This window comes from Paenibacillus sp. Y951 (assembly GCF_056786395.1).
Genome location: NZ_JBXCIY010000003.1, coordinates 147915 through 169167, shown reverse-complemented (window position 1 = coordinate 169167; position 21253 = coordinate 147915). Strand labels below are relative to the sequence as shown.

Sequence of the window (21253 nt, the reverse complement as noted above, 5' to 3'; positions counted from 1 at the left end):
ATTAATCCACCTTCCCATGACGCTTAATTTTTAATCGATCTAACTCCTTATAAATCAACATTGATGCCAATATGCTTGCTGTAATGACTACAGACATCGTAATTATTTTCTTCTTTTTTCTGATTTTCACGTTTCCCCACTATCCTTCGTATCTAACTCACGGCGAAGTATCTCCGTTTCTGCTGCGATCTTTTGTTTAAGTGATGCATACTCATCGGCATAGCGGATCTCATGGAGCTGCGCTTCAGTCGCTTTAGACAAGTTCATACCAACACCTCGATAATCTTCAAATGCGGGTATTTACGTTCAAACAACTTCCGTTTATCGATATAAGTCCTGGTTCTTCGTCCTTTAACATCCTCGATCTCAACTTGACCATCTGTGTAACAGACTAGGAAATCAGCAACATACTCCAATTTCCCTATCCACTCTCCATCCTTTTCATATCCTTCTTGCAATAGGAATCTTGGTTGTCGTATAAACAACTTAACCGTGCCTGTTTGTGTCAGAATCTTGAGCTCACAATATCGATTCGCTTCTGCCCTGCTATCGAACGTTATCCCGTCCACCATGGTTCTGACGTTTCGCATCTTGCTCTGTTTTCCTTCGACCTTTTGACCCGTCAGACGCCGATATTCTTCCTCTGTCATTCGCACGGTTGTTCCTCCTTACTTGACCGACCATTTTTTCAGGCAATGTGTAGATTTCGCCGATGACTTGTCCGTTCGCTATCACAAGGTAACGATTTCTTGTTTGAAAGATCGGATCTAGCCTCATACACCGTACCTTGCTTCCATACCGGAGCCATTTTTTGTTGACTTCCTGGCTTCTGCTATTGCCCTATTAAGCTTTGTCATCAGTTCATTGCTTCCACCTTGATCAGGATGATATTTTTTCGCTAACTCACGGTATGCTCTTTCAATTTCTTGAGATGTTGAACTTTTCAAAATACCAAGGACCTTCCACCATGTATCGGAGTTAGCATTATTCTGTTGGTCGTTATTTCCATGCGTTCTATCCAAGTTCACAAATTTATTGAAGTTTTTAAGGAACACAAGCTCCACCGTTCCAACCGGACCGTTACGCTGCTTAGCAATAATAATTTCGATAATGTTTTTCTTCTCGGACTCTTTGTCGTAATAATCATCGCGGTATAGGAAGGATACAATATCAGCATCCTGCTCGATCGCTCCCGACTCCCGTAAATCAGACATCATTGGACGCTTGTCCTGGCGTTGCTCGACGTTCCTGCTAAGCTGCGACAATGCTATGACTGGCACTTCTAGCTCACGTGCAATTTGCTTCAGTGTACGAGAAATCTGAGATACCTCTTCCTGCCTGTTTGCTCCTCGGCGACCGTTACCTTGGATAAGCTGCAGGTAATCGATTATGATCATGCCTAACCCTTGCTCCTTCTTAAGCCTGCGACACTTTGAGCGAATCTCAGTTACTGTAATACCAGGAGTATCATCAATAAAGATATTTGCGTCTGACAATCTCCCTATGGCCATCGTCATTTTATCCCAATCATCACCCTCGAAGTATCCTGTCCTCATCCGGCTTCCGTCGATATTACCCTCTGCGCAAACCATCCGCTGCGTCAGCTGAGCTGCCGACATCTCCAAACTGAATATTGCGATCGTCTCATCCGAATTAACACCAACTTGCTGGGCGATATTCAATGCAAATGCCGTTTTACCTACGGACGGACGAGCTGCCACAATAATCAAATCTCCCTTTTGAAATCCTGCGGTCATTCGATCGAGATCAGTAAATCCAGATTCAATGCCTGTTATCCCTCGATTTGTTTCCCTGGCATTGTAACGCTGCTCCGCATCCTCCCATACTTGCATCAGCACATCTTTCATACCTACGAATTCTTTTGCTGGTGCGGACTGATCAGAGAGTTTTGAAACTGCCGTTTCAGCCATAGCAACAAATGCTTTTACGTCTTGCTCCCGAGCGGCATTTCGTAAGAGTTCCACAGCAGTATCAATTGCCTGACGCCGCAGAAACATATCATGCACTCGCTCAGCGTAATATCCGACATTAGACGCCGATGGAACTGCTTGTGCTAATTTGGCTAAGTAACCTACACCGCCAGTAGCTTCTAACTCCTCGGAATCTTGTAAGTATGCGGTTAAAGACACTAGATCAAGTGGCTTTCCATCCTCTACAAGGTTGTTCATCGCTCTGAATATTCGAGAGTGAGCTCGGTCGTAGAACTCACCACCTTGTAGCAATTCTTTCACCGTTTCAAATTGATTATGATCTAGTAACACAGCGCCGATTACCGATTGCTCTGCCTGTATATCACAAGGTGTTTCTATGCCCAGAAACTCATCATATCCGCTCATTCGCTTTCACCTCTAAGTAGTTTTCTGCCCTGCTCCCAGTAGTCTGCTGGCGGTGGAGTATTATCCTTGGCCCATACTTCAAGCTGCGCTTCGTATGCAACTGCTTCCACTTTGCTCCGTTGGCTGTCCATCAGATCGCCTAGACGACCGCGAATATCAGCAATCTTCGGTGGAAAAGTATCTGTCTTTACGTGCAACTCAATATTCTTCATTGCTTCTGGAAAAGGAAAATCTTGAAGATATTTATAATGCCGATCAACGTTATCATCACTGACATCAAATGACGGATAATTTGCTTTAATCTCTAGAAGTAAGTCAAACACTTCTACTCTGTTCACGCTGGCGTTCCTCCTCTGCTCTTCGGCGTAAATCATCAAGCTCTTGTTGTGGCTTTGTTCTTCTTGGTGTTCCAAGGGCGACTGGCACGTGCGGCACCGCACCAGTTATGGATTCGTCAACCTTTGATCTTTCCCACTCGCCATAACAACGAGGGATGCAATAACTCATGTTCCTTATCTCATCCTTAGCATGTTTAGGCACATATTCCGCAAATGATTTGTCTATGCTGCTCTTCACAATGTCGAGGGGAATACCACTAGCGACTAATTTTTTTACTTCGTCGAAATCGGTAGAACTAATACTGAATCCTTTCTTACGTCTCTCAAGAAAGTGTTTTTCTATTTCAGAAGCTCTGCGAATAATTTCATTCGGATCTGTAATAACAACATTGTGTATCTCTGTAATATCTTTATTAGAGTGGACATTTCTGTCCTCTAGAATGGACATTTTTGTCCTTTCTCCCTCTAAGAGAGTAGACAATTTTGTCTCTTCTATAGATTCAGAGTGGACATTTTTGTCCTTCTTATTTTGATACTTTTTGGAATGTTTTACTGTAAATATAAGACCATAAGGCGCTCTTTTGACTCGTATGTATTCATGTCCTTCAAGCGCCTTAATCCACCTTGAAACCGTCTTTGTATTTACTCCGAATTGTTCTGCTAGCTCCTCCAATTTGATAGGCTTATTCCCAAGGACGATGCCCCATGTTACCCCTTCCGAATCTTCTTTGTCTTTGGTAATGGAGCTGACGCACCAAAGGAAAAGCCATATCGATGTGCCTATTTTGTTGTAGTGTGCTGGCTCTAATAGTCCGGAATAAATCGGAAAAGGGTAACTTTCTTGCATCTACCTCATCCCCTATGCTGGAATTACTTTTTTTGTGCCCGTATTACGATGCATGATATGAAGCCTTTGTAACTTATGATCTACTTGATAAACTAGCCAATTACTATCGACAAGACCAGATGCTTTCAGTGCTAATTTTTGCTTACGTGTAGGATTTTTGCCGTTCATATCGATCGCTCCTTCATAATATGATCTTGCCATTCTTTCGGCCATTTAGGCGCCTTGCAGCGACTTGCTAGTATTTCATAATGACGATTCCCTAATGCGTATGAGACAAATCTCTTGCTGCTAGCTTCATAGTAAAAGCCATTTAATTGAGGTCCTTGCTCAAACAAATCTAGCTCAATTTGCATTTATAGCAGCCTCCTTCTATCATCCCGCAGCCATATAATGCGCTGCTGATAGTTTGTTTTCACAACCGTCCAACCTGGATATCCAAGCGCAAAGTAATCCTTTACCTCACGCTTGAATGCTGCTTGATCCGTGCTATATAGTGCCCATATGCGTTCTCCTACGTTGCTCTTAGTTAGTAGCCCACCGTATTCGTCATATGCCATTAGGCAACCTGTACGTCAACACCAGTCTCTGTACGTTCAAAATAAATCCGTTGATCGAATACAGAATGTGCATCTTCGATGTGTGTAATTACAAGTACCTTTTTGAACCGACTAGCTACTGCCTTGATTGACTCGAGCACTAGACCACGGTGTTCAGCATCCTGACTTCCGAGACCTTCGTCGATCGTTAACCATTCGATCTTGCTACCAGCTCGTAGTGCTAATAATTCAGCTAGAGCAAAGCGGATGGCATAATCAATGCGGAGCTGTTCGCCACCACTGAATGTTTCGTAAGGTCGTTCGGCTGTCCAGTCCCCAATGATGATATCTAACGTCTCGGTCACACCTTCACGGCTCTTAAGCTCACGCTGCGTCTCGAATCGTACATAATGGCGACCGCCTGACATTTGTCCAAGGATTTCATTAGCAATCCGTTCAAGTTCTGGAACTGCGTTTTCGATAATAAGAGCTGGGATCCCGTCACGTCCGAACGCTCGGATAAGCGTTTGATATCGAGCCCACCCCAATGATTTAGGAGCCATCTCAGCAGACAGTTTGTCATATTGTTGCTGATCATTAGCGAGAGCTGCTACCTCTGCCCGGATACCGCCTATCCTAGTTTGGAGTACTCCTAACTGATCGCGGCAAGCATTGATATCTGCACGTAACTGAGTAATGTTGTCACGCTTGGATGCCAAATCGATTATTTCAATGGCGATAAGCGATTGCTCAGTTGTCAATTCGCTTGTCCGATCACTCTTAAGCGCTATTTCAGTATCAATAGCCGCTAACCGTTCATCTGCAGAAGCCTTGACTTCATGTTGCGCAGATATCTGATCTTTCAAATTAGCCCACACTTGTAATTCTCCCAACTTCACTTTAAGAGTATTGAGTGGCTCTAATGATGCTTGTAAGCTGACCATTTGATTGCTAACTTGAAGCTTTTTTTCAGTCAGCTCACTATCTTGCTCGTTTAACTTGCGCTGTTGCTCTAATAAATTGTCCAACAGTTCACGTTTTGCTTCTAGCTGACCTGCTTGCTCAGCTAATGGTCTTAACTGGTTGATACGCTCTTTAAGCTCCCTATGAGCAACTGGATCATATCCAAGCGTCTGTTGCTTATCGATCAAGGCATTTATTTGTAATTGCAACTCTATCAATACATCACGATTGATAGATTCTAATTCAGCTTGTTTATCAGCTATATTCCCTTTCGCCTGTACTGCATCAGCTAGGAATAGGCATGCTGCTTGAGTTACATCTATGCAGTTAGAATCATCCAACATTGCTGATTTACTAAGCAATGCTTCAACTTCACGTTTCAGTAAACGTTCAGTTGTTTCGATTTGTACCTGCTCTTTATTCAACTTTTCACCAAAAACATTAATTTGCTTGTCGATCTCCGTCCAATCGTTAGCAACCTTCTCCATTTGCTCCAAATCTACTACTGCCAACTGGTACTCTGCTGCCTTGACCAATATAACTTCGCTACTAGAAAGAAGAGTCTCAAATGTAGCAATCTTGCCAGAAAGAGGCAGCAGTTCCGTTTGCACTCTATTAACTTGAAGCTCAATGCTCGAAACCTCATTAATTAATCGTGACAATTCAGGTTGTTGAACTTCTAATACGACAATTTGCTCTTTCACATTTTGGAATTCTGTTGACTTCGCTAGAATCTCAGCTTCGTTCGCTAATATCTTATCCGCTCGTGATAACCTAGCGGAATTCGTTTCACGTTCAACGTGTAGTGCTTCAACGTCTTGTAATAACGTGACGATCTGAGCACCCATATCATTTACGCGCTCACCCTTACTAGTTAACAGTCTTACCTCTTCCTCAGTTCGAGCTAACTCCATTTCAAGAACAGCTATCCGATCACTAGTACCTTTTAATTGCTCTTCATGCTGACGAAGCAACGATTCTTTCAAAGTTTTATCTTTCAAGCGAACGTCCAACTCAGTAAGCTTGTCCTTCGCTTTTTCAATTTCATGATGGAGTGCTGCAGCCTTCTGCCGAGCTTGCTCTTGCAGTTGGTCGTAGACATTTAACCCAAGTATCTGGGTAAGGATATCTTTACGCTTACCTGCAGTCTGAGCGGTGAACTCATTCGCCTTACCTTGAAGGATCATGCTCGATGCTGTGAAAGTCTCCGCATCCAAGTTAATCAACTGCCGAATTACTTCCTCTGTATCCTTAATCTTCTCCGCTGAACGACTTACCCAAAGCTCACCAACTTGCTCCTGCAGCTCAAGGGTACTCTTACCACTGCCTTTTACCGATCGTGTACGAATGACACGATAAACCTTACCGTGATGCTCAAAAATGAATGTAACAGCCATTTCCTGTGCACCCTTACGAACAAGGTCATCCATGCTGAGCCCTTTGATCTTGTCGCCGAAAAGAGCGAACAATGGGGCAAGTGTAAAAGCTGAGGACTTACCGGCACCATTACGACCTGCAACAGCCGCTAGGGTTACCTCAGTCAAATCGATGTGAGCGAATTCTATCGCCCGAAAGTTAGTTAATTCTAGACTTATTGGAATCACGCTGACACCCCTTCCAACAGTGCTGAGGTAAGCGACTGCAGTGTTTTTGTTTCTGCATCTTCAATTCCTTGCTGATCAGCCCATTTGCCAAGAGCTGATAGTGGCCCAAGTGCTTCTGTAACATCTGCATCCCGCAAACGTTCCGTACGCTCTACATCAGCCTTGATCTCTGCTACAAAGTAAGCACCTGCATCATACAAAGTTTTTTCAAGCATGCGACGATCAAACCGTTTCTGCGTATCCTCGCCGCAGTTGTAATGAAGCCTTACCATCGCATCCGTTACTGTCGGTACGTCTAACTGACCATCTATCCATGCTGTTAGGTCAAATTCGTCCCAACGAATCGTTTTGAATTGTCGAGCTGGAGTTTCGATAAACGTTGACTGGAATCCGTTAGTTTCATGGATAGAGGATAATCCTGTATAATCATGAATCCAAAAGCCTGGTATCGTATGCTCATCGCCGAAGTTATGACGTTCAGGAGCTCCGCTGTAGAAAACATTGTTGCCTGCCTTCTGTGGGCGGTGTATATGCCCAAGTACTACAAGATCAAATTGTAGTGCAGCCTCATCAGTAAGAATTGGTTCATTCTGTAGTAAAACATCTTCGAACCCTGTATCCGCATTGTCGTAAGTAAGATGCGATATAAGAATCTTAGGTCCAGGTGAAGTCATTTGCTCTGCCATGTCCTGTGCTGTAGATGTGATATATTCTGTGATTTTTTGATGAGCTTCATGTGGTGGAATACCACGATACCCATCGTCTAACGCAAAGTTCGATCTATTCATGCCTGGTAAACAAGCAATATTAATACCAAGCCTTTGGATAACATCTGGTTTCGTTCGTACCGTTACTAGAGGTATTTTCATTTCTCGGATTAATTCATAGGCCGATACAGCATCGTGAGAAGGTGTTCCAGATATGATCACAACTTCTATGCCTTCATACGTTAATCGGCGAATCCATTTTGTAAAGGCTGCTATCTCTATAGTCGCTCGATCAATGAATACTCTCGCATCCTTGAACGCATCACCTGCAAAAATAACTAACTCGCATTTCTCTTCAATAATCCGATCCGCTACCCAATCCATTGTCCGAGTAATATCCTCAAATCGTGCTGCAGGATGAGGACCGGGGTAATTCATACCCCAGTGACTATCCGCTACATGTGCTATTTTCAACGTACTCACCTCACTCTAAAATGGTAGATCGCCATCAATTTCTCCCGAAGCAACCTTATTCAAATGTTCAACGATGATGCCCCATTCATTTTGAGCGACATCCTGAACTACTTTATTGATACTGCGATTCAGTGCATGGCTAGCCTGTTGTGCAAGCCAATTCCAGTCCATACTCCCGTTAATCTGTTCAACTAACTTCATCGCTTTATTTTTATCTGTAGCCGTTGCTGATCCTGATGTTGGCTGTCTACGTGTAGTCGTTTCTTGAGCCGGTCTTCGTGTAGATATCGGAGCTTCACTTTCCACGTCACCACCATTCACCCAAGCGTCAAGCTCTTGTTCTTCTAATGCAAAAATGCTACTAGCATGAGTACAGGTTAGAGTTGCATCTACAAATGCTCGTTTCTTAGCCATTTTAAGGACTGTGTTCCATAAGGAGTGCATGTCCTCATTTTCGATGCGATACATGGTATAGGTGTTCCCAGTCTTACGACCAGACTTCCATTCCTCCCGCTCTTCCGAGAATAGAGTTTCTTTATTTAGATGCCTTGGCAGTTTATACTCTGATAACCAGCGGTATCTGTAGCGATTCTCGTAAGTATTCGCTGATCCAATTCCTTCGCCAACTACAATTCCAGTACCACGATGTACGAGTTGGATAATCAATTCAACGCTATAAAAACCACCTTGAATATCTTTATCTTCTGTTTTGGACTTAACCATTGGCGCATAGTTGTAAAGTACGCATAACTTTTCAGCACCAGGCTTCTGTAAAAATGGCTTCTCAACACCTGGTACCGCGCCATAATCAACACCCTTGATCATGACCTGGTTAAAAAATTGCTGAACTAAATCCATCTTCTTAGCGGTATCCGATAGTTTAAGGGCCATTTCTTGAACACTGCTACCATCAAATTCAGTTATTGCACCGTTAGAATTGGATTGAGGCATAACTTGTAAGTTATCCAATGTGTAACCTCCTTGTCCCTCTTACCAAACCGTGGTAAAATGAGGGTAATTATATTTGATTTGCCCATGACCCTTTGCAGAGGGTCATTTTTCTTTGTCTACAGCCTTTTCATCTTCTAAACGCGCTGCTTCAACTTTCCGCAAGCAGACTGGACCATAACCTTTCTCGCGACTAACAACCGTGCGCAAAACGCGATTACAACGTCCACAAATCATGCGATCCACAGTATCTCTCCTTTCAATCTTGATTGATGCTATCTGCATCTCAGAAGGTCCAAGCCCGAAGCACCGAGGAGGTTAGCGCTTAGACCCTCTGAGATGGTCCCGAACCATAATCGGGACATCATCACTAGCTAACTTTTGGTGGATAATGTTCATCCAGTACACTATCCAAAACTTCAACAGCTTCCTTCATTCGATCAGGATGCTGCTTTAGCCAACTATCTAACTTTCCAAGATCCCATTTTCCTTTAACCTGGCACTCCATCAGTTTGCCAATACCTTCGTGGAGCGTGGAAAGCTCTCCGGGCTTGTCCTCATTCGGGATATACATACATTCACCCCCTAACCAATTTGCTTTGATGAAGGATCCACTTGTGCAGAAACCGTTTCATATAAATGCCCAAGCTGAGTTACTGGTATCGAATCAGGATTGTTACAATGAATGCCAGTGTGCAGAGTTTGACTTAAAGCTTCTTCAACACTGAGCCCCTTGCAGTAAACCCTAGCTACTGCCATACATACCGTTGCTTTCTCCGAAGCTTCATTCAACCAATTGAACTCCACTAACAATCCCCTCCTGCAGCGGAAGATGATATCGATCCGCCATCACTTTATATGTAGAAGCATGGAATTGAGCTTTTTCATTCCGAATCCGTTGTGCCAATAAGCGATACATTCGAGCTACCGGTTCGCTTTCCATTGCTTTAGCCTTTTCAAATAGGGATAAAGCAATCATTTCAGCTTCTTGTCCATCCAAATAAAATGGAAACTTACCGTTTAACATTGAAGGCTGGCTCCTTGTATGCTAAAATAGACACAACGAGATACTTTAGTCGGTTCCGTAACGATGTCCGCCCTGCCAGGTGGGCATTTTTTATTTCTCTTTCAAGTTCCGCTCCCAACACCTCAGTTAAATTAATTGCAGGACCCCACATTTCCGGTTGAACACGTGATTGATGTCGTAACAACCATTCTTTGATCAGATCGTTCTGTTCTTGCCAAGTAGCTGCCTCAGATTCAAGCACTTTCAATGACTTAGCCAAATGACTCAACCCCCTACTGTAATTTGTAATAGATTCTGCAAAATTGCCAATCCATCCATACCACATATAAATGCAACTATAACTTCTCTTGCTCCAGTGATCTCAGCCCATTGCGATAACGTCTTTACATCTAACTCGATTTGATCATTTTCAAGTCTACTTATAGAATTTCGAGAACGATATAATTTTGCGGCAAGCTCTTCCTGGCTCATGCCAACTCTATCCCTACACGCTCTTAAAATTGCTCCATATTTCATTTAGCATCCTCCTTGTCCATTATTCGGACAGACGATGGAAAAATGCTGACGTATAATGTAGTTATACTGTTCCCCAACATTCCCCACGCCGCCGTTAACGCTAGCTGATCGGCGGCATATCCTCAAATACGTATCAGCAAGAACAGATACTTAAGATTTCCCCGTGTAACATCAACTAAGTTCCATCCATCCTTGATCATTTCATTTACTTGCTCTTCATCAGATGTTGTGAAAACTTCCTTTGCATCTGAAACGTTGATATCCAATCAATTCACCTCCTTTAAGTGCTTTCTATAAGACCTTAGAAATATCGAAGCTTAATCGCTTCAAAGGCAAGTTGTTTATTAGAAGGATCCAAATAATCCATATCGCTTAAATCAATGCTTGCTGTATGATCTCCCAAGTGCAATGCGAGATTCAGAACAAACTTTTCACTTTGAGACCAAGGCTTTGCGATCGCCTTTAATTTTGTGATTTTGATCGATCGAGCAGCTAAGTTGAAATATTCTGTTGTAAAGTGCTGTTGCAACTTAGGATGCTTAGAGAACAAGTGCAACGTCCCTTTCCATTGACGTTCTATCAATAATTCTGCTGGAATAATTACTTTATTCATGCAACTCCTCCTTTCCATGATTTAATCCGATCATTACCAGCGTTCTTATCGATCCAGTCTGTATGCTGCTCGACCCATTTCATTAATAAGTGTGTTGGTACTCTCGGATGTCCAAACTCTCTCATTACAGGAAAGTCTTCACGATTCAACAATTCAGATGCTTTTGTACTACCAATGCCCAGCAGCTCCTGAAATTGTGACTTTGTCAAAAGTGGCGGCAAGTTATTAATGAAAGAATGTTTCTCCAAAGCAGAATCCACTGCTGCTTTTATAACGTCCTCTAGCTTTGCAAAGTCCATGTCCACTGTAAGCAATTAGATCACCTCTTCATCTAAGATGTTCTTTACTTCGTTTGATTCGATTTGTTCGTAATTCAACTTTACGTTGATATTTTCCTTAAAAAATTTTTCGACAGGTTCTTCGATAGCTTGGGCTATCGCTTCTATTTCTTCAACTGTGATTGCCCGTTTACCGTTTTCTTTCATGTTATAGTTAGCAATTGAAATACCAGAAGTTTTAGCAACAAATGTCTGCGTGATGCCTTTGGACTTTCTTAATGCTTGTATACGCTCATGTATTTTCACATTTTCACCGCCTTATTAAACGTAAAGTTGATTTGTTACCCTTATATTACTTCAACTTTACGTTGAAGTCAACACAAAATTCAACCTTTAGGCGAAATTGTTTAACGTATAGTTAATAGGTGTTACTATTGATTTATTAGAAGTAAAGGTAGGCGGTTATACTCATGTCACTCGGAAACCGATTAAAAAAACAAAGAGAAAAGAATGGCTGGTCACAGATATACGTAGCAGAAAGAATAGGGATTACTAACTCCGTTCTTTCGAATTACGAACGTGACTACCGAGATCCTGATACCGAGACTTTGACCAAACTTGCTGATCTCTTCGATGTGGACACAGATTATTTATTAGGCAGGACAGATAACCCTAGATCATCGAATGACGTCGATTCAGGTCGTGCCTATCGTGATGGAGGTAAAGGTTGGACTGAGGATGAAGTTCAAGCTGCAGATGAATTCATTCAGATGTTGCGTCGTAGAGATGCAGAGAAACAAAAAGGTAAATAGCAAATACCCCAGCCGATGGGGATATGACAGGAAGTAACAAACATGAAGCGTTTACTGCTTACAGTTGTGATGATTGTAATATTATGTGCTTGTAGCAATACTTCAACAGGCACTGAAATATCTACAATCTCCAATAATAGCAATGAAAAATCTACTGCGACACCCTCTCCGTCGCCCACATCAATAAAGGAAGATCCTGATTTACTGCTTTCATATGCTACAAGATACTATGAAGATAAGAATTTGACTGAAGTAAAGATAGTTTTAATGAAATTAAAAAGAAATACACCAGAAGCAACAGAACAAATCGAAGCTGTCCAAAAGATGATTGACGAGCTGGCGATAATTAAAGATAAAGAAGACGCCGAAAAAGAAAAAGAAAAGCTTGCTGAGATTGCTACTAAAATAGAGAAAATGCATATCAGAAAAGATGAAGTGACCGAGATAACTTGGTATCGTGATAAAACCACAACTGAATATGTAAACGAGAATAGTTTCAATATATATTTCGGAATAAAAGGTGATACTGATCCCTCGTTGAGGTTAAATATTCAGTATGTAGACGATGACTGGCTTTTTATAGAAAAATATATTATCAAAACAGATAACGAAACTTTCACTATCACTACTGATTTTGGTGATGTAAAACGCGATAATGATGGAGGCGAAGTATGGGAGTGGATTGATATCCCTGTTACTTCAGAACACTTTAAGATGATCGAAACAATATTAAATTCTGAAAAAACTATCATTCGTTTCGATGGAGATCAATACTATGACGATCGTACTCTAACTAATAAGGAAAAAAATGCTCTTAAGAATGTGTTGGAAGCCTATGAAGCACTTGGTGGAATAAATTTGAGTAAGTAATTCAGCCCTCCGGGGCTTTTCTTTCAATCATTAAACCAAACATACATTCTGGTTTAGCAACTACCTCAGCCGATGGGGGATATATTAGGTGATTACCATTCGTTACCGCATTCAGGTTGAATATGGACCATTAACAAAGATCGCAATATTTCGTCCGGACGAGACTCATTTACCGGATGATCAGAAAACATACCTGGTCGAGTTTCAACTCGGGTTACTGGGAGACAAGCCTGCTGATGAATTGCTGAAAGCAGAGGATTTATTCGCAGTAGGAAATACTATAGGAGTAGACTTGACTCGCTATCAGCAACGCACAGGTCTGTCAGAACCATCAAGCTATAACATGGAAGCTAATGAGTTGAGAGAATTTCTTAAGGATTGGAAAAACAATAATAATGATTAGCCCTCTTGGGCTTTTCTTTTCACCACAAAATAGAACATACGTTCCTTCGGAGGTCATCAGATGCCATTTGATACGAATTTGTACAAGCCTACTGATTTGGAAATTAAGATAGAGAAGTGCTATAGAAATCACGGAATACTTACACCAGTAGATTTAACAATAATGAATGTATCCCTAGCATTTGATGTAGATGTCGAATATTACAGTGGTAAACCCTTCGCCGATTGGATAGGATCGCGCGGAATTGTTGCTCTTCATCAAAAAGATGACTTGCCAGACCAAAGAGCAGACTTCTTCCATGAACTAGCACATTGCGTATTGCATGTAGGAGACCAGAGAACGCTCCCTAGCTTGTTTGTCGATCTCCAAGAGGCACAATCATTACGTTTCCAATATTACGCCGCCCTGCCCTACTTTATGATCGCTAATATGTCACTCGAATCGTATGATAACCTTATACAAACGTTATCACAATCATTCATCTTACCAGAATTATTCGTCCAGCAACGCATCAATCAAGTTCTGAATCGTATTCAACAAGAGCGTATGGATATTCAATTCAAAGCCAGGTTAGCACGAAAAATAGAACCAAAGGTAATGAGTTATCACGAATATAGTGATGAGACAAAGAGAATCCTCAGCCAACTGCATCAACAGGTAGCAGAACGAAAGGGGCAATATCGCATTGGATATTAAAGTAGCCTATGAAGAGTCTGGAGAAAATAATTATTACACCCCTGTATGGATGGTAGTTGAACGCCTTACTGTTGATTGGAGCAAGAGCTTCTATCTAAATATAGACGCACCCTTTGAGTGGCAACACAATGATCAGATCGATATGGATAAATTGACCTTATATATTCCAGATTTCGCTTATGTGCTTCACAAGACAGATCCGAACAAGATAGGGATTCACCTTCCCACTCTGCAGGACTATGTAAATAAGATGAATTTAGGTATCGAGATATCTGATATAGAGCGATTCGTTCTACGCATTTGCGATATCGAGGATACATTACAGTTTGAAGTTCAGTTTTCCTTACTGAAAAGTATTAATTATAAATAGAGAGGAGAATAATTATGCACTATTTCAAGGTTGACGCCAAAAATAAGCAAGGTTACAAATGGGTTTGTATGGCAGATGGTCCTCCAGATCCAGTCACTGGTAAGCGCAAGCAGGTGGCTCGGCGTGCTGATACTCAGAAAGAAGCTAAGCAACGAGTAGAAAAGGCGATTAGCGATTTAAGCGAACGCGGATTAGATGAACGGAAGTTGAAAAACATGCCATTTGATATGGTTGCTAAAGAGTGGTTGGATATCTATTCGAAAAGTGGTGTTAAGAAGAGCACTATCGGGCTTAGAGAAAAAGAAATTAAAGTTTTAAATCGTTATATCGCAAAAACCGCGATCCATAAAGTTACAACCTACTCTTATCAAAAATTACTAAATGATCTCGATGAAAAGAATTACGTTAGAACGACCATAGAGGGGATCCATGTAACCGCTGGTATGATCTTCAAGTATGCCATCAAAGAAAAATTAAGAAAGGATAGTGCGACTGCCGGAGCAGTTATCCCAGTAAGGAAATTAACGGTAGAAGAAATTGAGAAAAATCAAATAGAGGACAAGTACTTAGAAAAAAATGAGCTGAAGGAATTTCTAGAGGCCGTACGTGAACATGGATTGGCTTATGATTTAGAGCGGTTTTATCTCCTAGCTTTTACTGGTATGAGATCCGGAGAACTTTGTGCTTTAAAATGGTCTGATATTAACTTCGAAACAAATGAGATTCGGATCACAAAAACATTATATAGTCGATCCAATGATATGAAGAGATATGAATTAACTCCTCCAAAGACTAAAGCTTCTATCCGAACAGTTGATGTTGATGAAAGTGTAATAAAATTATTAGAATCTCTTCAAAAGAAGCAACTAGAAATGTTTAAAAAAACAAGTCATATTATCGAGGATTTTCATGACGAAAACTTTGTGTTTTGCCGACCAAACGGTTATCCATTGGAACAGCAGCATAACCGTATTCGAATGAAACGAATATTAAAAAAGACATCGATAAAAAAAGAAGCGACACCACACATATTTAGGCATACCTATATCAGTATGCTTGTCGAAGCGGAAATAGATATTAACACGATCATGAAACGCGTTGGGCATGATGATATGAAAACCACTCTTAAAATCTACACACATGTCACCGAAAAGATGAAGAAAAATGCAGCCGAAAAAATTAGAAATCACTTCGGAAGTATCCTTGATTTCTAATTTCCCGCAATAAATGTTATTTTTTCGTTATTTAATAGCAAAACGGGACCCCTCAAAGGTCCCGTTTTGCTTGGTGTTACAGGGTTTTTGATAATGTTATAATGTAATGCTACTCATTCTGCTAATATTGATTGTAATAATTGCTGCGCTTCCGCAAGTGACTCATCACTTGCTACTACGTAAGGATTATTCCATTTCCCTTGTAAACTCATAAACGTAATATTGTCCATACTAATATTATAATAGGTCGTAATCATACGTTCTAATTCTGAAGTAGGCATATCTGTATACACATCATCACTTACTTCGTCAATGACATTACCAATTTTCGTAATCCCACCGAGCGATAACATTTTTTTCGAAAGAGCTTTAAGAACTACGCTTTGTCTATTATTTCGCTCAAAGTCACTTGAAGCATTTGGATTTCCTTTAGACTGACGGAAACGCACAAAATCTAACGTCTGCTTTCCATCTAACGGTTGCATACCTGGTTGCAGATCAATATCTGTATCATCATGTGAATCCGTCCATTTCATGCGCATATCTACATCAACGTTAATGCCACCAAGTACATCAACAACATCTCTAAACCCCTGGAAATTAACAGATATAGCATACTGAATAGGGATATCATAAAATTCCCCCAGCATTTCCTTCACTGCAGTTTTCCCTCTAAGCATTGCTTCGTTTTTATCAGCGCCGTCTTTTTGTGCTTTCACATAATAATTCGCATAAAATGCGTTAGCTTTACGAACTGCATTGTTATAAGAAATTCGAGTATCACGAGGCATCGCAATAACGGCACCCTTTTTCGTAATCGGATTAAGTGCAGCCACTAGCATGACATCTGTATTCAAGCCGCCAGCGCCTTTTCGCTGATCAACTCCTAATAACACCATCGTTACTGGCTTTTCTTTCACCGATTCGCCTTGTGGTACTGGTGTAACACTATTCGGCTTACCTTCTACATCCGTCACAATACTCATTCCAGGCAAGGCATTACTTGCCTTATTAACTATGTATGCACCGTATAATACTACTACCGCGATAATTATTAAAATAATTGCTAAGATTGACATCATAATAATTTTTGTTTTGCTCTTTTTTCTTTTATGTGCTCCTTTTGAAGCGACCCTACTTTGCGTTGGGCGTGAAGGAGCATCGGTTTTACTGGGCTTGCTCATATATTCACCTGCTCTTATTGTCATTGTTATAAAAAAGCAGCACCCGTTTCCAAACGTAAAGACGGATGGTGTGAGTGCTGCTCTCATTAGATCATTACTTTGTCTCGGTGCTGGCATTGCTATCTGCTGAAGATTTTTGCTTCCAGCCATCATATAACTGACGCAAACGAAGTGTAATCATCATAACAATTGCAATAGCCATACATTGAATAATCGGTAGCTTATCTATTTGCATAATAAGCAGAATCGCTGATCCAAAAATCATTGTTGCGTACATAAGAATCTCACGAATTAATGGTAGTCTAGCCTGTTGAGGACGGAATACCTTCTGAAAGATAAAAAAAGTCATTCCAAGAATGAGTAGATATGAAATGAGCATATGCTCACTTAGCCATGCTTGCATTCTTAAAACCTCCCACATGCAATACTATAGTGAATGTTCAAAAAGCAAGCTTTTTGAACATCCTATATTATAAGTTTGCGTTCGCTAGAGCTGTTTTGCGATGCTTCTCAGCACGTTCACGCTCACTCTTATTCAGAATTTTTTTACGAAGACGAATCGTTTTAGGAGTAATCTCACAATATTCATCATCATTCAAATATTCAAGTGCTTGCTCAAGCGAGAATAATAGTGGTGTTTTCAATTTAACCGTATCATCTTTACCTGATGAACGAACGTTTGATAATTGTTTTTCTTTACAAATATTTACGATGATATCATTATCGCGGTTATGTTCACCAACGATCATACCTTCGTAAACTTCAGCACCTGGCTCTAGGAACAGATGACCACGATCTTCAACACCCATCATACCATAGAATGTTGTTGTTCCGTTTTCACTACTTACTAGAACGCCCGTGTGACGACCACCTACGTTTGAAGGTACATATTCGCCATAGCTATCAAATGCATGGTTCATAATACCATATCCACGAGTTAGTGTTAGGAATGAAGTACGGTAGCCAATCAATCCACGAGCAGGAATAACGAATTCAAGACGAACTTGACCAGAGCCATCATTCACCATATTCATCATCTCAGCTTTACGAGTTCCTAGACTTTCCATAACAGAACCCATGCTCTCTTCTGGCACATCGATAAGAAGACGCTCATAAGGCTCAGATCTCACGCCGTCAATATCTCTAACAATAACTTCTGGTTTGGAAACTTGTAGTTCAAATCCCTCACGACGCATAGTCTCGATAAGAATACTTAAGTGAAGCTCACCACGACCAGATACGACAAATGCATCAGGGCTATCCGTTTCGTCAACACGTAACGCTACATCTGTCTCAAGTTCTTTGAATAGACGCTCACGAAGCTTACGAGAAGTAACCCATTTACCTTCACGACCTGCAAATGGAGAGTTGTTAACAAGGAACGTCATTTGCAATGTTGGCTCATCGATTTTCAATACTGGCAATGCTTCTGGATGCGTTGGATCAGCAATCGTTTCACCAATATTAATTTCACGAATACCTGCAATCGCAACGATATCACCAGCGCCTGCTTCTTCGATTTCTAGACGTTTTAATCCTTGGAAACCAAATAGTTTTTCAATTCGAGCTTGCTTTGTAACGCCTTCACGGTTAATAACTGCTACCGTTTGGCCTTGTTTAATAACACCACGGTTTACACGACCAACCGCAATACGACCAAGATATTCGTTGAAATCAAGCAACGTAACTAGGAATTGAAGAGGATCAACCGCGCTCTCAGTAGGAGACGGGATATTTTCAATAATTGTTTCGTAAAGTGCTTGCATATTCTCATCTTGCTTTTCAAGAGTTAAGCTGGAAGTTCCCATTAATGCAGAAGCATATACAACTGGGAATTCTAATTGCTTATCATTAGCACCTAATTCAATGAATAGGTCTAATACTTCATCAATAACTTGAGTCGGACTAGCATTAGGACGGTCAATTTTGTTAACAACAACAATTGGCGTCAAGTTAGACTCAAGCGCTTTACGAAGCACAAACTTCGTTTGCGGCATACAACCTTCGAATGCATCAACAACAAGTAATACACCATCAACCATTTTCATAATACGTTCTACTTCGCCACCGAAGTCAGCATGCCCAGGAGTATCTACAATGTTAATCAAATAATCCTTGTAGTTAATCGCTGTATTTTTCGCCAAAATAGTAATACCACGCTCACGCTCGATATCCCCTGAATCCATTGCACGTTCTTGTACAGATTCGTGATCCTTATACGTTCCTGATTGTTGAAGCAACTTATCAACCAATGTCGTTTTACCATGGTCTACGTGCGCAATAATTGCTATGTTACGTAAATTTTCTCTTGCCTTCATTAACTGTTACCACTCCATTTTCTTTAGTTAAACTCTGTTGTCTACCTGCGCTTACGTGAACCAAAAATCAAGTAAAGACCGCTACCTATACATAATAGCGCTACGACATAAATACCCCAGCCCCACAATGCAATAAGCAACAAACCAATAATTGACGCCACGCCAAGCCCAATAGCAGCTGTCTTTATATAACGCTGTCTCGGTGATCCAAACAGGTAGTACTCATACATACCTAGCGCTACACCAAAAATAAACAGCGGCCAAAGATATTGCAATTTACTCCATCCCAGTGCATTACAGAAAATAAAAAGTATGGCATACACAACCAACATGCCGCCTGGAACTAATGTAATTGCTGGAAGTACTCGACCGAAGTAAAGGACATGAATTAGAATCCCTGAAATGAGAACTAATATCGGCCAGAATATCGAGCTGAGAAAACCAAACACTCCCCATTTACCTAGAAGAATGACTGACCCCGCTAGCAATAAAATTATCCCCGCGGAATACTTATTATTCATTATGCGTTCCGCTCCTTAATTCTATAATTACCTGTTACTGTATCTATATCTTTATTAGTTTAACGGAATTGCGACAAAAAAACTAGGGTTCTGAGTGTGTTTGCATAAAAAAACATATTCCCAGCTCAAAAAAAGCTGAAAACATGCCTGTTTTTTTCATTTTAGTCTTGGTTTTTGTCTTAAGATTGCTGCGATGATCACGATCGGAATGCATAATAATGGAACTATTGTAATCGAACCTGCCATTTTATATAAGAAGATATTATATAAACCTTGATCTCTTATTAGCATTTCTCCAGCAGCAAACGCAAGCAGCGCCGAACCGATGTAAGCAAGAAAAGGAAATCTTTTCATTAAATGATCTAACAGTTTACTTCCCCAAATAATCATCGGAATGCTTAGCGCAATTCCGAGCATAATAAGAACAAAATCACCTTTGGCAATTGCCGCTATTGCTAATACATTATCTAAGCTCATCACGAAATCTGCCGTAATTATGGTCCAGATTCCACTCATTAATGTCAATTTTTTAACATCCATTGCTTGATGCTCTGCCCGTTGCATATCAATTAGCAATTTAACTGCAATATACAACAAGAGCAATCCACCGACCGCCTGAAGATAAGGAATTTGAAGCAATGGTAAGGCAAGCAGTACAAGGAAACATCTTAGAAACACTGCGATTAACGTCCCCCACCATATCGCTTTATTTCTTTGATGTGTTGGAAGTTGATTACTTACCATGGCAATAACGATGGCATTATCACCACTTAATAACAAGTTTATTAATACGATTTCAACGAACATAATTAAGCTATCCACAAATTCCCCTCCTCATTACTAGAGGTATGAATAAGCTTGTATCAATATGACATAAATTTCAAAAGGAGAGACTCACCATGAACGTTTTATCAGCAGAATTTTGGCTTGCCTTGATCAACATTATATTTATCGATCTCATTCTTGCAGGAGATAATGCTATTGTCATCGCTCTTGCTGCTCGCAATTTACCGAAGGAGCAACAGAAGAAAGCAATTATTTGGGGTACAGTCGGTGCCATTGCTATTCGAATAGTCGCAACTTTACTTGTTGTGAAATTACTTGATCTACCGTGGTTGCACTTAGTAGGCGGATTACTGCTTATATGGATCGCATTTAAGCTACTCGTTCAGGAAGATCAGCATGATAATATCAAGGCAGGAAGCACATTATGGAAATCGATTCAAACGATCATTATTGCAGATGCAGCAATGGGTATTGACAATGTTATCGCAGTTGCAGGTGCCTCTAAAGGGCATATGCCGTTAGTTGTGATTGGGTTACTAATTAGTGTTCCAGTCATTGTATGGGGCAGTACATTGTTTATCAAGCTAGTCGATCGTTACAAATGGATCATCTATGTTGGTGCTGCAGTATTAGCATACACTGCCGCTAATATGTTTATAGGTGAGCATAAGTTCGGTAGCCTTTTCACTGAAAATGTATGGCTACAATGGACAGTGAAAATCGTTCTAATCTGCGGAGTTTTGGGACTAGGTTATATCGTGAATAAGCGCAATGCAAAGAAAGCAACATTAGTTTCATAAATCGAACTATTTGCTGTAAGACAAAAGAAGCGCTAAGAGAATTACTCCTAACGCTTCTTTTGTTTTTACCT

34 protein-coding genes are annotated in these 21253 nt (G+C 40.8%); 7 read left to right on the top strand and 27 right to left on the bottom strand.

Annotated features, from left to right (window positions below):
• Position 1 precedes the first annotated feature (1 nt).
• The 22 genes from AC1TPB_RS05650 to AC1TPB_RS05545 form a co-directional block, all read right to left on the bottom strand.
• Positions 2 to 130 (bottom strand): hypothetical protein, encoded by a 129-nt coding sequence (locus AC1TPB_RS05650; RefSeq protein ID WP_482075602.1) that lies wholly within the window; start codon positions 128 to 130, stop codon positions 2 to 4.
• Entirely contained in the window at positions 127 to 267 is a 141-nt protein-coding gene (locus AC1TPB_RS05645; RefSeq protein WP_482075601.1) for a hypothetical protein, read from the bottom strand. The genes AC1TPB_RS05650 and AC1TPB_RS05645 overlap by 4 nt, the downstream gene beginning before the upstream one ends.
• Positions 264 to 650, bottom strand: a complete 387-nt coding sequence (locus AC1TPB_RS05640; RefSeq protein ID WP_482075794.1) for a DUF1064 domain-containing protein — start codon at positions 648 to 650, stop codon at positions 264 to 266. The genes AC1TPB_RS05645 and AC1TPB_RS05640 overlap by 4 nt, the downstream gene beginning before the upstream one ends.
• Positions 651 to 773: 123 nt before the next feature.
• Positions 774 to 2357, bottom strand: coding sequence for a replicative DNA helicase (gene dnaB / locus AC1TPB_RS05635; RefSeq protein ID WP_482075600.1), 1584 nt, complete (start codon positions 2355 to 2357; stop codon positions 774 to 776).
• Positions 2354 to 2695, bottom strand: coding sequence for a hypothetical protein (locus tag AC1TPB_RS05630; RefSeq protein ID WP_482075599.1), 342 nt, complete (start codon positions 2693 to 2695; stop codon positions 2354 to 2356). The genes dnaB and AC1TPB_RS05630 overlap by 4 nt, the downstream gene beginning before the upstream one ends.
• Positions 2673 to 3542, bottom strand: coding sequence for a MarR family transcriptional regulator (locus tag AC1TPB_RS05625; RefSeq protein WP_482075598.1), 870 nt, complete (start codon positions 3540 to 3542; stop codon positions 2673 to 2675). Before AC1TPB_RS05625 ends, AC1TPB_RS05630 begins: the two co-directional genes overlap by 23 nt.
• A 12-nt stretch (positions 3543 to 3554) precedes the next feature.
• Positions 3555 to 3710: a DUF6906 family protein gene (locus tag AC1TPB_RS05620; protein WP_482075597.1), complete on the bottom strand. Its 156-nt coding sequence runs from the start codon at positions 3708 to 3710 to the stop codon at positions 3555 to 3557.
• Complete coding sequence (locus tag AC1TPB_RS05615) at positions 3707 to 3895, bottom strand: hypothetical protein (RefSeq protein ID WP_482075596.1); 189 nt, start codon at positions 3893 to 3895, stop codon at positions 3707 to 3709. Before AC1TPB_RS05615 ends, AC1TPB_RS05620 begins: the two co-directional genes overlap by 4 nt.
• Positions 3896 to 4099, bottom strand: a complete 204-nt coding sequence (locus AC1TPB_RS05610; protein ID WP_482075595.1) for a hypothetical protein — start codon at positions 4097 to 4099, stop codon at positions 3896 to 3898.
• Positions 4099 to 6645: an AAA family ATPase gene (locus AC1TPB_RS05605; protein WP_482075594.1), complete on the bottom strand. Its 2547-nt coding sequence runs from the start codon at positions 6643 to 6645 to the stop codon at positions 4099 to 4101. Before AC1TPB_RS05605 ends, AC1TPB_RS05610 begins: the two co-directional genes overlap by 1 nt.
• Complete coding sequence (locus AC1TPB_RS05600; RefSeq protein WP_482075593.1) at positions 6642 to 7826, bottom strand: metallophosphoesterase family protein; 1185 nt, start codon at positions 7824 to 7826, stop codon at positions 6642 to 6644. The genes AC1TPB_RS05605 and AC1TPB_RS05600 overlap by 4 nt, the downstream gene beginning before the upstream one ends.
• A 15-nt stretch (positions 7827 to 7841) precedes the next feature.
• Positions 7842 to 8795 (bottom strand): hypothetical protein, encoded by a 954-nt coding sequence (locus AC1TPB_RS05595; RefSeq protein WP_482075592.1) that lies wholly within the window; start codon positions 8793 to 8795, stop codon positions 7842 to 7844.
• Positions 8796 to 8879: 84 nt separating this feature from the next.
• Complete coding sequence (locus tag AC1TPB_RS05590; RefSeq protein ID WP_482075793.1) at positions 8880 to 9011, bottom strand: DUF6011 domain-containing protein; 132 nt, start codon at positions 9009 to 9011, stop codon at positions 8880 to 8882.
• Between the two features lie 133 nt (positions 9012 to 9144).
• Positions 9145 to 9348 (bottom strand): hypothetical protein, encoded by a 204-nt coding sequence (locus AC1TPB_RS05585; RefSeq protein WP_482075591.1) that lies wholly within the window; start codon positions 9346 to 9348, stop codon positions 9145 to 9147.
• Between the two features lie 11 nt (positions 9349 to 9359).
• Positions 9360 to 9581: a hypothetical protein gene (locus AC1TPB_RS05580; RefSeq protein ID WP_482075590.1), complete on the bottom strand. Its 222-nt coding sequence runs from the start codon at positions 9579 to 9581 to the stop codon at positions 9360 to 9362.
• Positions 9559 to 9801 carry a hypothetical protein gene (locus AC1TPB_RS05575; protein ID WP_482075589.1) on the bottom strand — a complete coding sequence of 81 codons (243 nt, stop codon included), beginning with the start codon at positions 9799 to 9801 and terminating at the stop codon, positions 9559 to 9561. Before AC1TPB_RS05575 ends, AC1TPB_RS05580 begins: the two co-directional genes overlap by 23 nt.
• Positions 9788 to 10060 carry a hypothetical protein gene (locus AC1TPB_RS05570; protein ID WP_482075588.1) on the bottom strand — a complete coding sequence of 91 codons (273 nt, stop codon included), beginning with the start codon at positions 10058 to 10060 and terminating at the stop codon, positions 9788 to 9790. The genes AC1TPB_RS05575 and AC1TPB_RS05570 overlap by 14 nt, the downstream gene beginning before the upstream one ends.
• Positions 10061 to 10065: 5 nt before the next feature.
• The gene (locus tag AC1TPB_RS05565; RefSeq protein ID WP_482075587.1) at positions 10066 to 10317 is read right to left on the bottom strand and encodes a helix-turn-helix domain-containing protein; all 252 of its coding nucleotides are present in this window, start codon (positions 10315 to 10317) and stop codon (positions 10066 to 10068) included.
• A gap of 122 nt (positions 10318 to 10439) precedes the next feature.
• A complete protein-coding gene (locus tag AC1TPB_RS05560; RefSeq protein ID WP_482075586.1) occupies positions 10440 to 10583 on the bottom strand; it encodes a hypothetical protein in 144 nt (47 codons plus the stop codon).
• A gap of 35 nt (positions 10584 to 10618) precedes the next feature.
• Positions 10619 to 10930: a hypothetical protein gene (locus AC1TPB_RS05555; protein WP_482075585.1), complete on the bottom strand. Its 312-nt coding sequence runs from the start codon at positions 10928 to 10930 to the stop codon at positions 10619 to 10621.
• Positions 10927 to 11229: a DNA-binding protein gene (locus AC1TPB_RS05550; protein WP_482075584.1), complete on the bottom strand. Its 303-nt coding sequence runs from the start codon at positions 11227 to 11229 to the stop codon at positions 10927 to 10929. Before AC1TPB_RS05550 ends, AC1TPB_RS05555 begins: the two co-directional genes overlap by 4 nt.
• Before the next feature lie 15 nt (positions 11230 to 11244).
• The gene (locus AC1TPB_RS05545; RefSeq protein WP_482075583.1) at positions 11245 to 11514 is read right to left on the bottom strand and encodes a helix-turn-helix domain-containing protein; all 270 of its coding nucleotides are present in this window, start codon (positions 11512 to 11514) and stop codon (positions 11245 to 11247) included.
• Positions 11515 to 11678: 164 nt separating this feature from the next.
• On the opposite strand from AC1TPB_RS05545, the gene AC1TPB_RS05540 reads away from it, so the two are divergent.
• The 6 genes from AC1TPB_RS05540 (at position 11679) to AC1TPB_RS05515 (ending at position 15573) form a co-directional block, all read left to right on the top strand.
• Complete coding sequence (locus AC1TPB_RS05540; RefSeq protein WP_482075582.1) at positions 11679 to 12020, top strand: helix-turn-helix domain-containing protein; 342 nt, start codon at positions 11679 to 11681, stop codon at positions 12018 to 12020.
• Positions 12021 to 12062: 42 nt separating this feature from the next.
• The gene (locus tag AC1TPB_RS05535) at positions 12063 to 12890 is read left to right on the top strand and encodes a hypothetical protein (RefSeq protein ID WP_482075581.1); all 828 of its coding nucleotides are present in this window, start codon (positions 12063 to 12065) and stop codon (positions 12888 to 12890) included.
• 88 nt (positions 12891 to 12978) lie between these two features.
• Positions 12979 to 13293: a hypothetical protein gene (locus AC1TPB_RS05530; RefSeq protein ID WP_482075580.1), complete on the top strand. Its 315-nt coding sequence runs from the start codon at positions 12979 to 12981 to the stop codon at positions 13291 to 13293.
• A 60-nt stretch (positions 13294 to 13353) separates the two neighbouring features.
• Positions 13354 to 13989, top strand: a complete 636-nt coding sequence (locus AC1TPB_RS05525) for an ImmA/IrrE family metallo-endopeptidase (RefSeq protein ID WP_482075579.1) — start codon at positions 13354 to 13356, stop codon at positions 13987 to 13989.
• Positions 13979 to 14359, top strand: coding sequence for a hypothetical protein (locus AC1TPB_RS05520; protein WP_482075578.1), 381 nt, complete (start codon positions 13979 to 13981; stop codon positions 14357 to 14359). Before AC1TPB_RS05525 ends, AC1TPB_RS05520 begins: the two co-directional genes overlap by 11 nt.
• A 14-nt stretch (positions 14360 to 14373) precedes the next feature.
• A complete protein-coding gene (locus tag AC1TPB_RS05515) occupies positions 14374 to 15573 on the top strand; it encodes a tyrosine-type recombinase/integrase (protein ID WP_482075577.1) in 1200 nt (399 codons plus the stop codon).
• Positions 15574 to 15686: 113 nt separating this feature from the next.
• On the opposite strand, the gene AC1TPB_RS05510 is transcribed toward AC1TPB_RS05515, so the two are convergent.
• The 5 genes from AC1TPB_RS05510 to AC1TPB_RS05490 all read right to left on the bottom strand — a co-directional run bounded on the left by AC1TPB_RS05510 (position 15687) and on the right by AC1TPB_RS05490 (position 20418).
• Positions 15687 to 16757, bottom strand: a complete 1071-nt coding sequence (locus AC1TPB_RS05510) for an LCP family protein (protein WP_482075576.1) — start codon at positions 16755 to 16757, stop codon at positions 15687 to 15689.
• 94 nt (positions 16758 to 16851) lie between these two features.
• Positions 16852 to 17160 carry a YlaH-like family protein gene (locus tag AC1TPB_RS05505; RefSeq protein WP_482075575.1) on the bottom strand — a complete coding sequence of 103 codons (309 nt, stop codon included), beginning with the start codon at positions 17158 to 17160 and terminating at the stop codon, positions 16852 to 16854.
• A gap of 67 nt (positions 17161 to 17227) precedes the next feature.
• On the bottom strand, positions 17228 to 19075 hold the full coding sequence (typA, locus tag AC1TPB_RS05500; RefSeq protein WP_482075574.1) for a translational GTPase TypA: 1848 nt from the start codon (positions 19073 to 19075) through the stop codon (positions 17228 to 17230).
• A 41-nt stretch (positions 19076 to 19116) separates the two neighbouring features.
• Entirely contained in the window at positions 19117 to 19596 is a 480-nt protein-coding gene (locus tag AC1TPB_RS05495) for a hypothetical protein (RefSeq protein WP_482075573.1), read from the bottom strand.
• Positions 19597 to 19752: 156 nt separating this feature from the next.
• Positions 19753 to 20418 (bottom strand): TerC family protein, encoded by a 666-nt coding sequence (locus AC1TPB_RS05490; protein ID WP_482075572.1) that lies wholly within the window; start codon positions 20416 to 20418, stop codon positions 19753 to 19755.
• A gap of 77 nt (positions 20419 to 20495) precedes the next feature.
• Between AC1TPB_RS05490 and AC1TPB_RS05485 the strand changes: the two genes are divergently transcribed.
• Positions 20496 to 21182, top strand: coding sequence for a TerC family protein (locus tag AC1TPB_RS05485; RefSeq protein WP_482075571.1), 687 nt, complete (start codon positions 20496 to 20498; stop codon positions 21180 to 21182).
• Positions 21183 to 21253 lie beyond the last annotated feature (71 nt).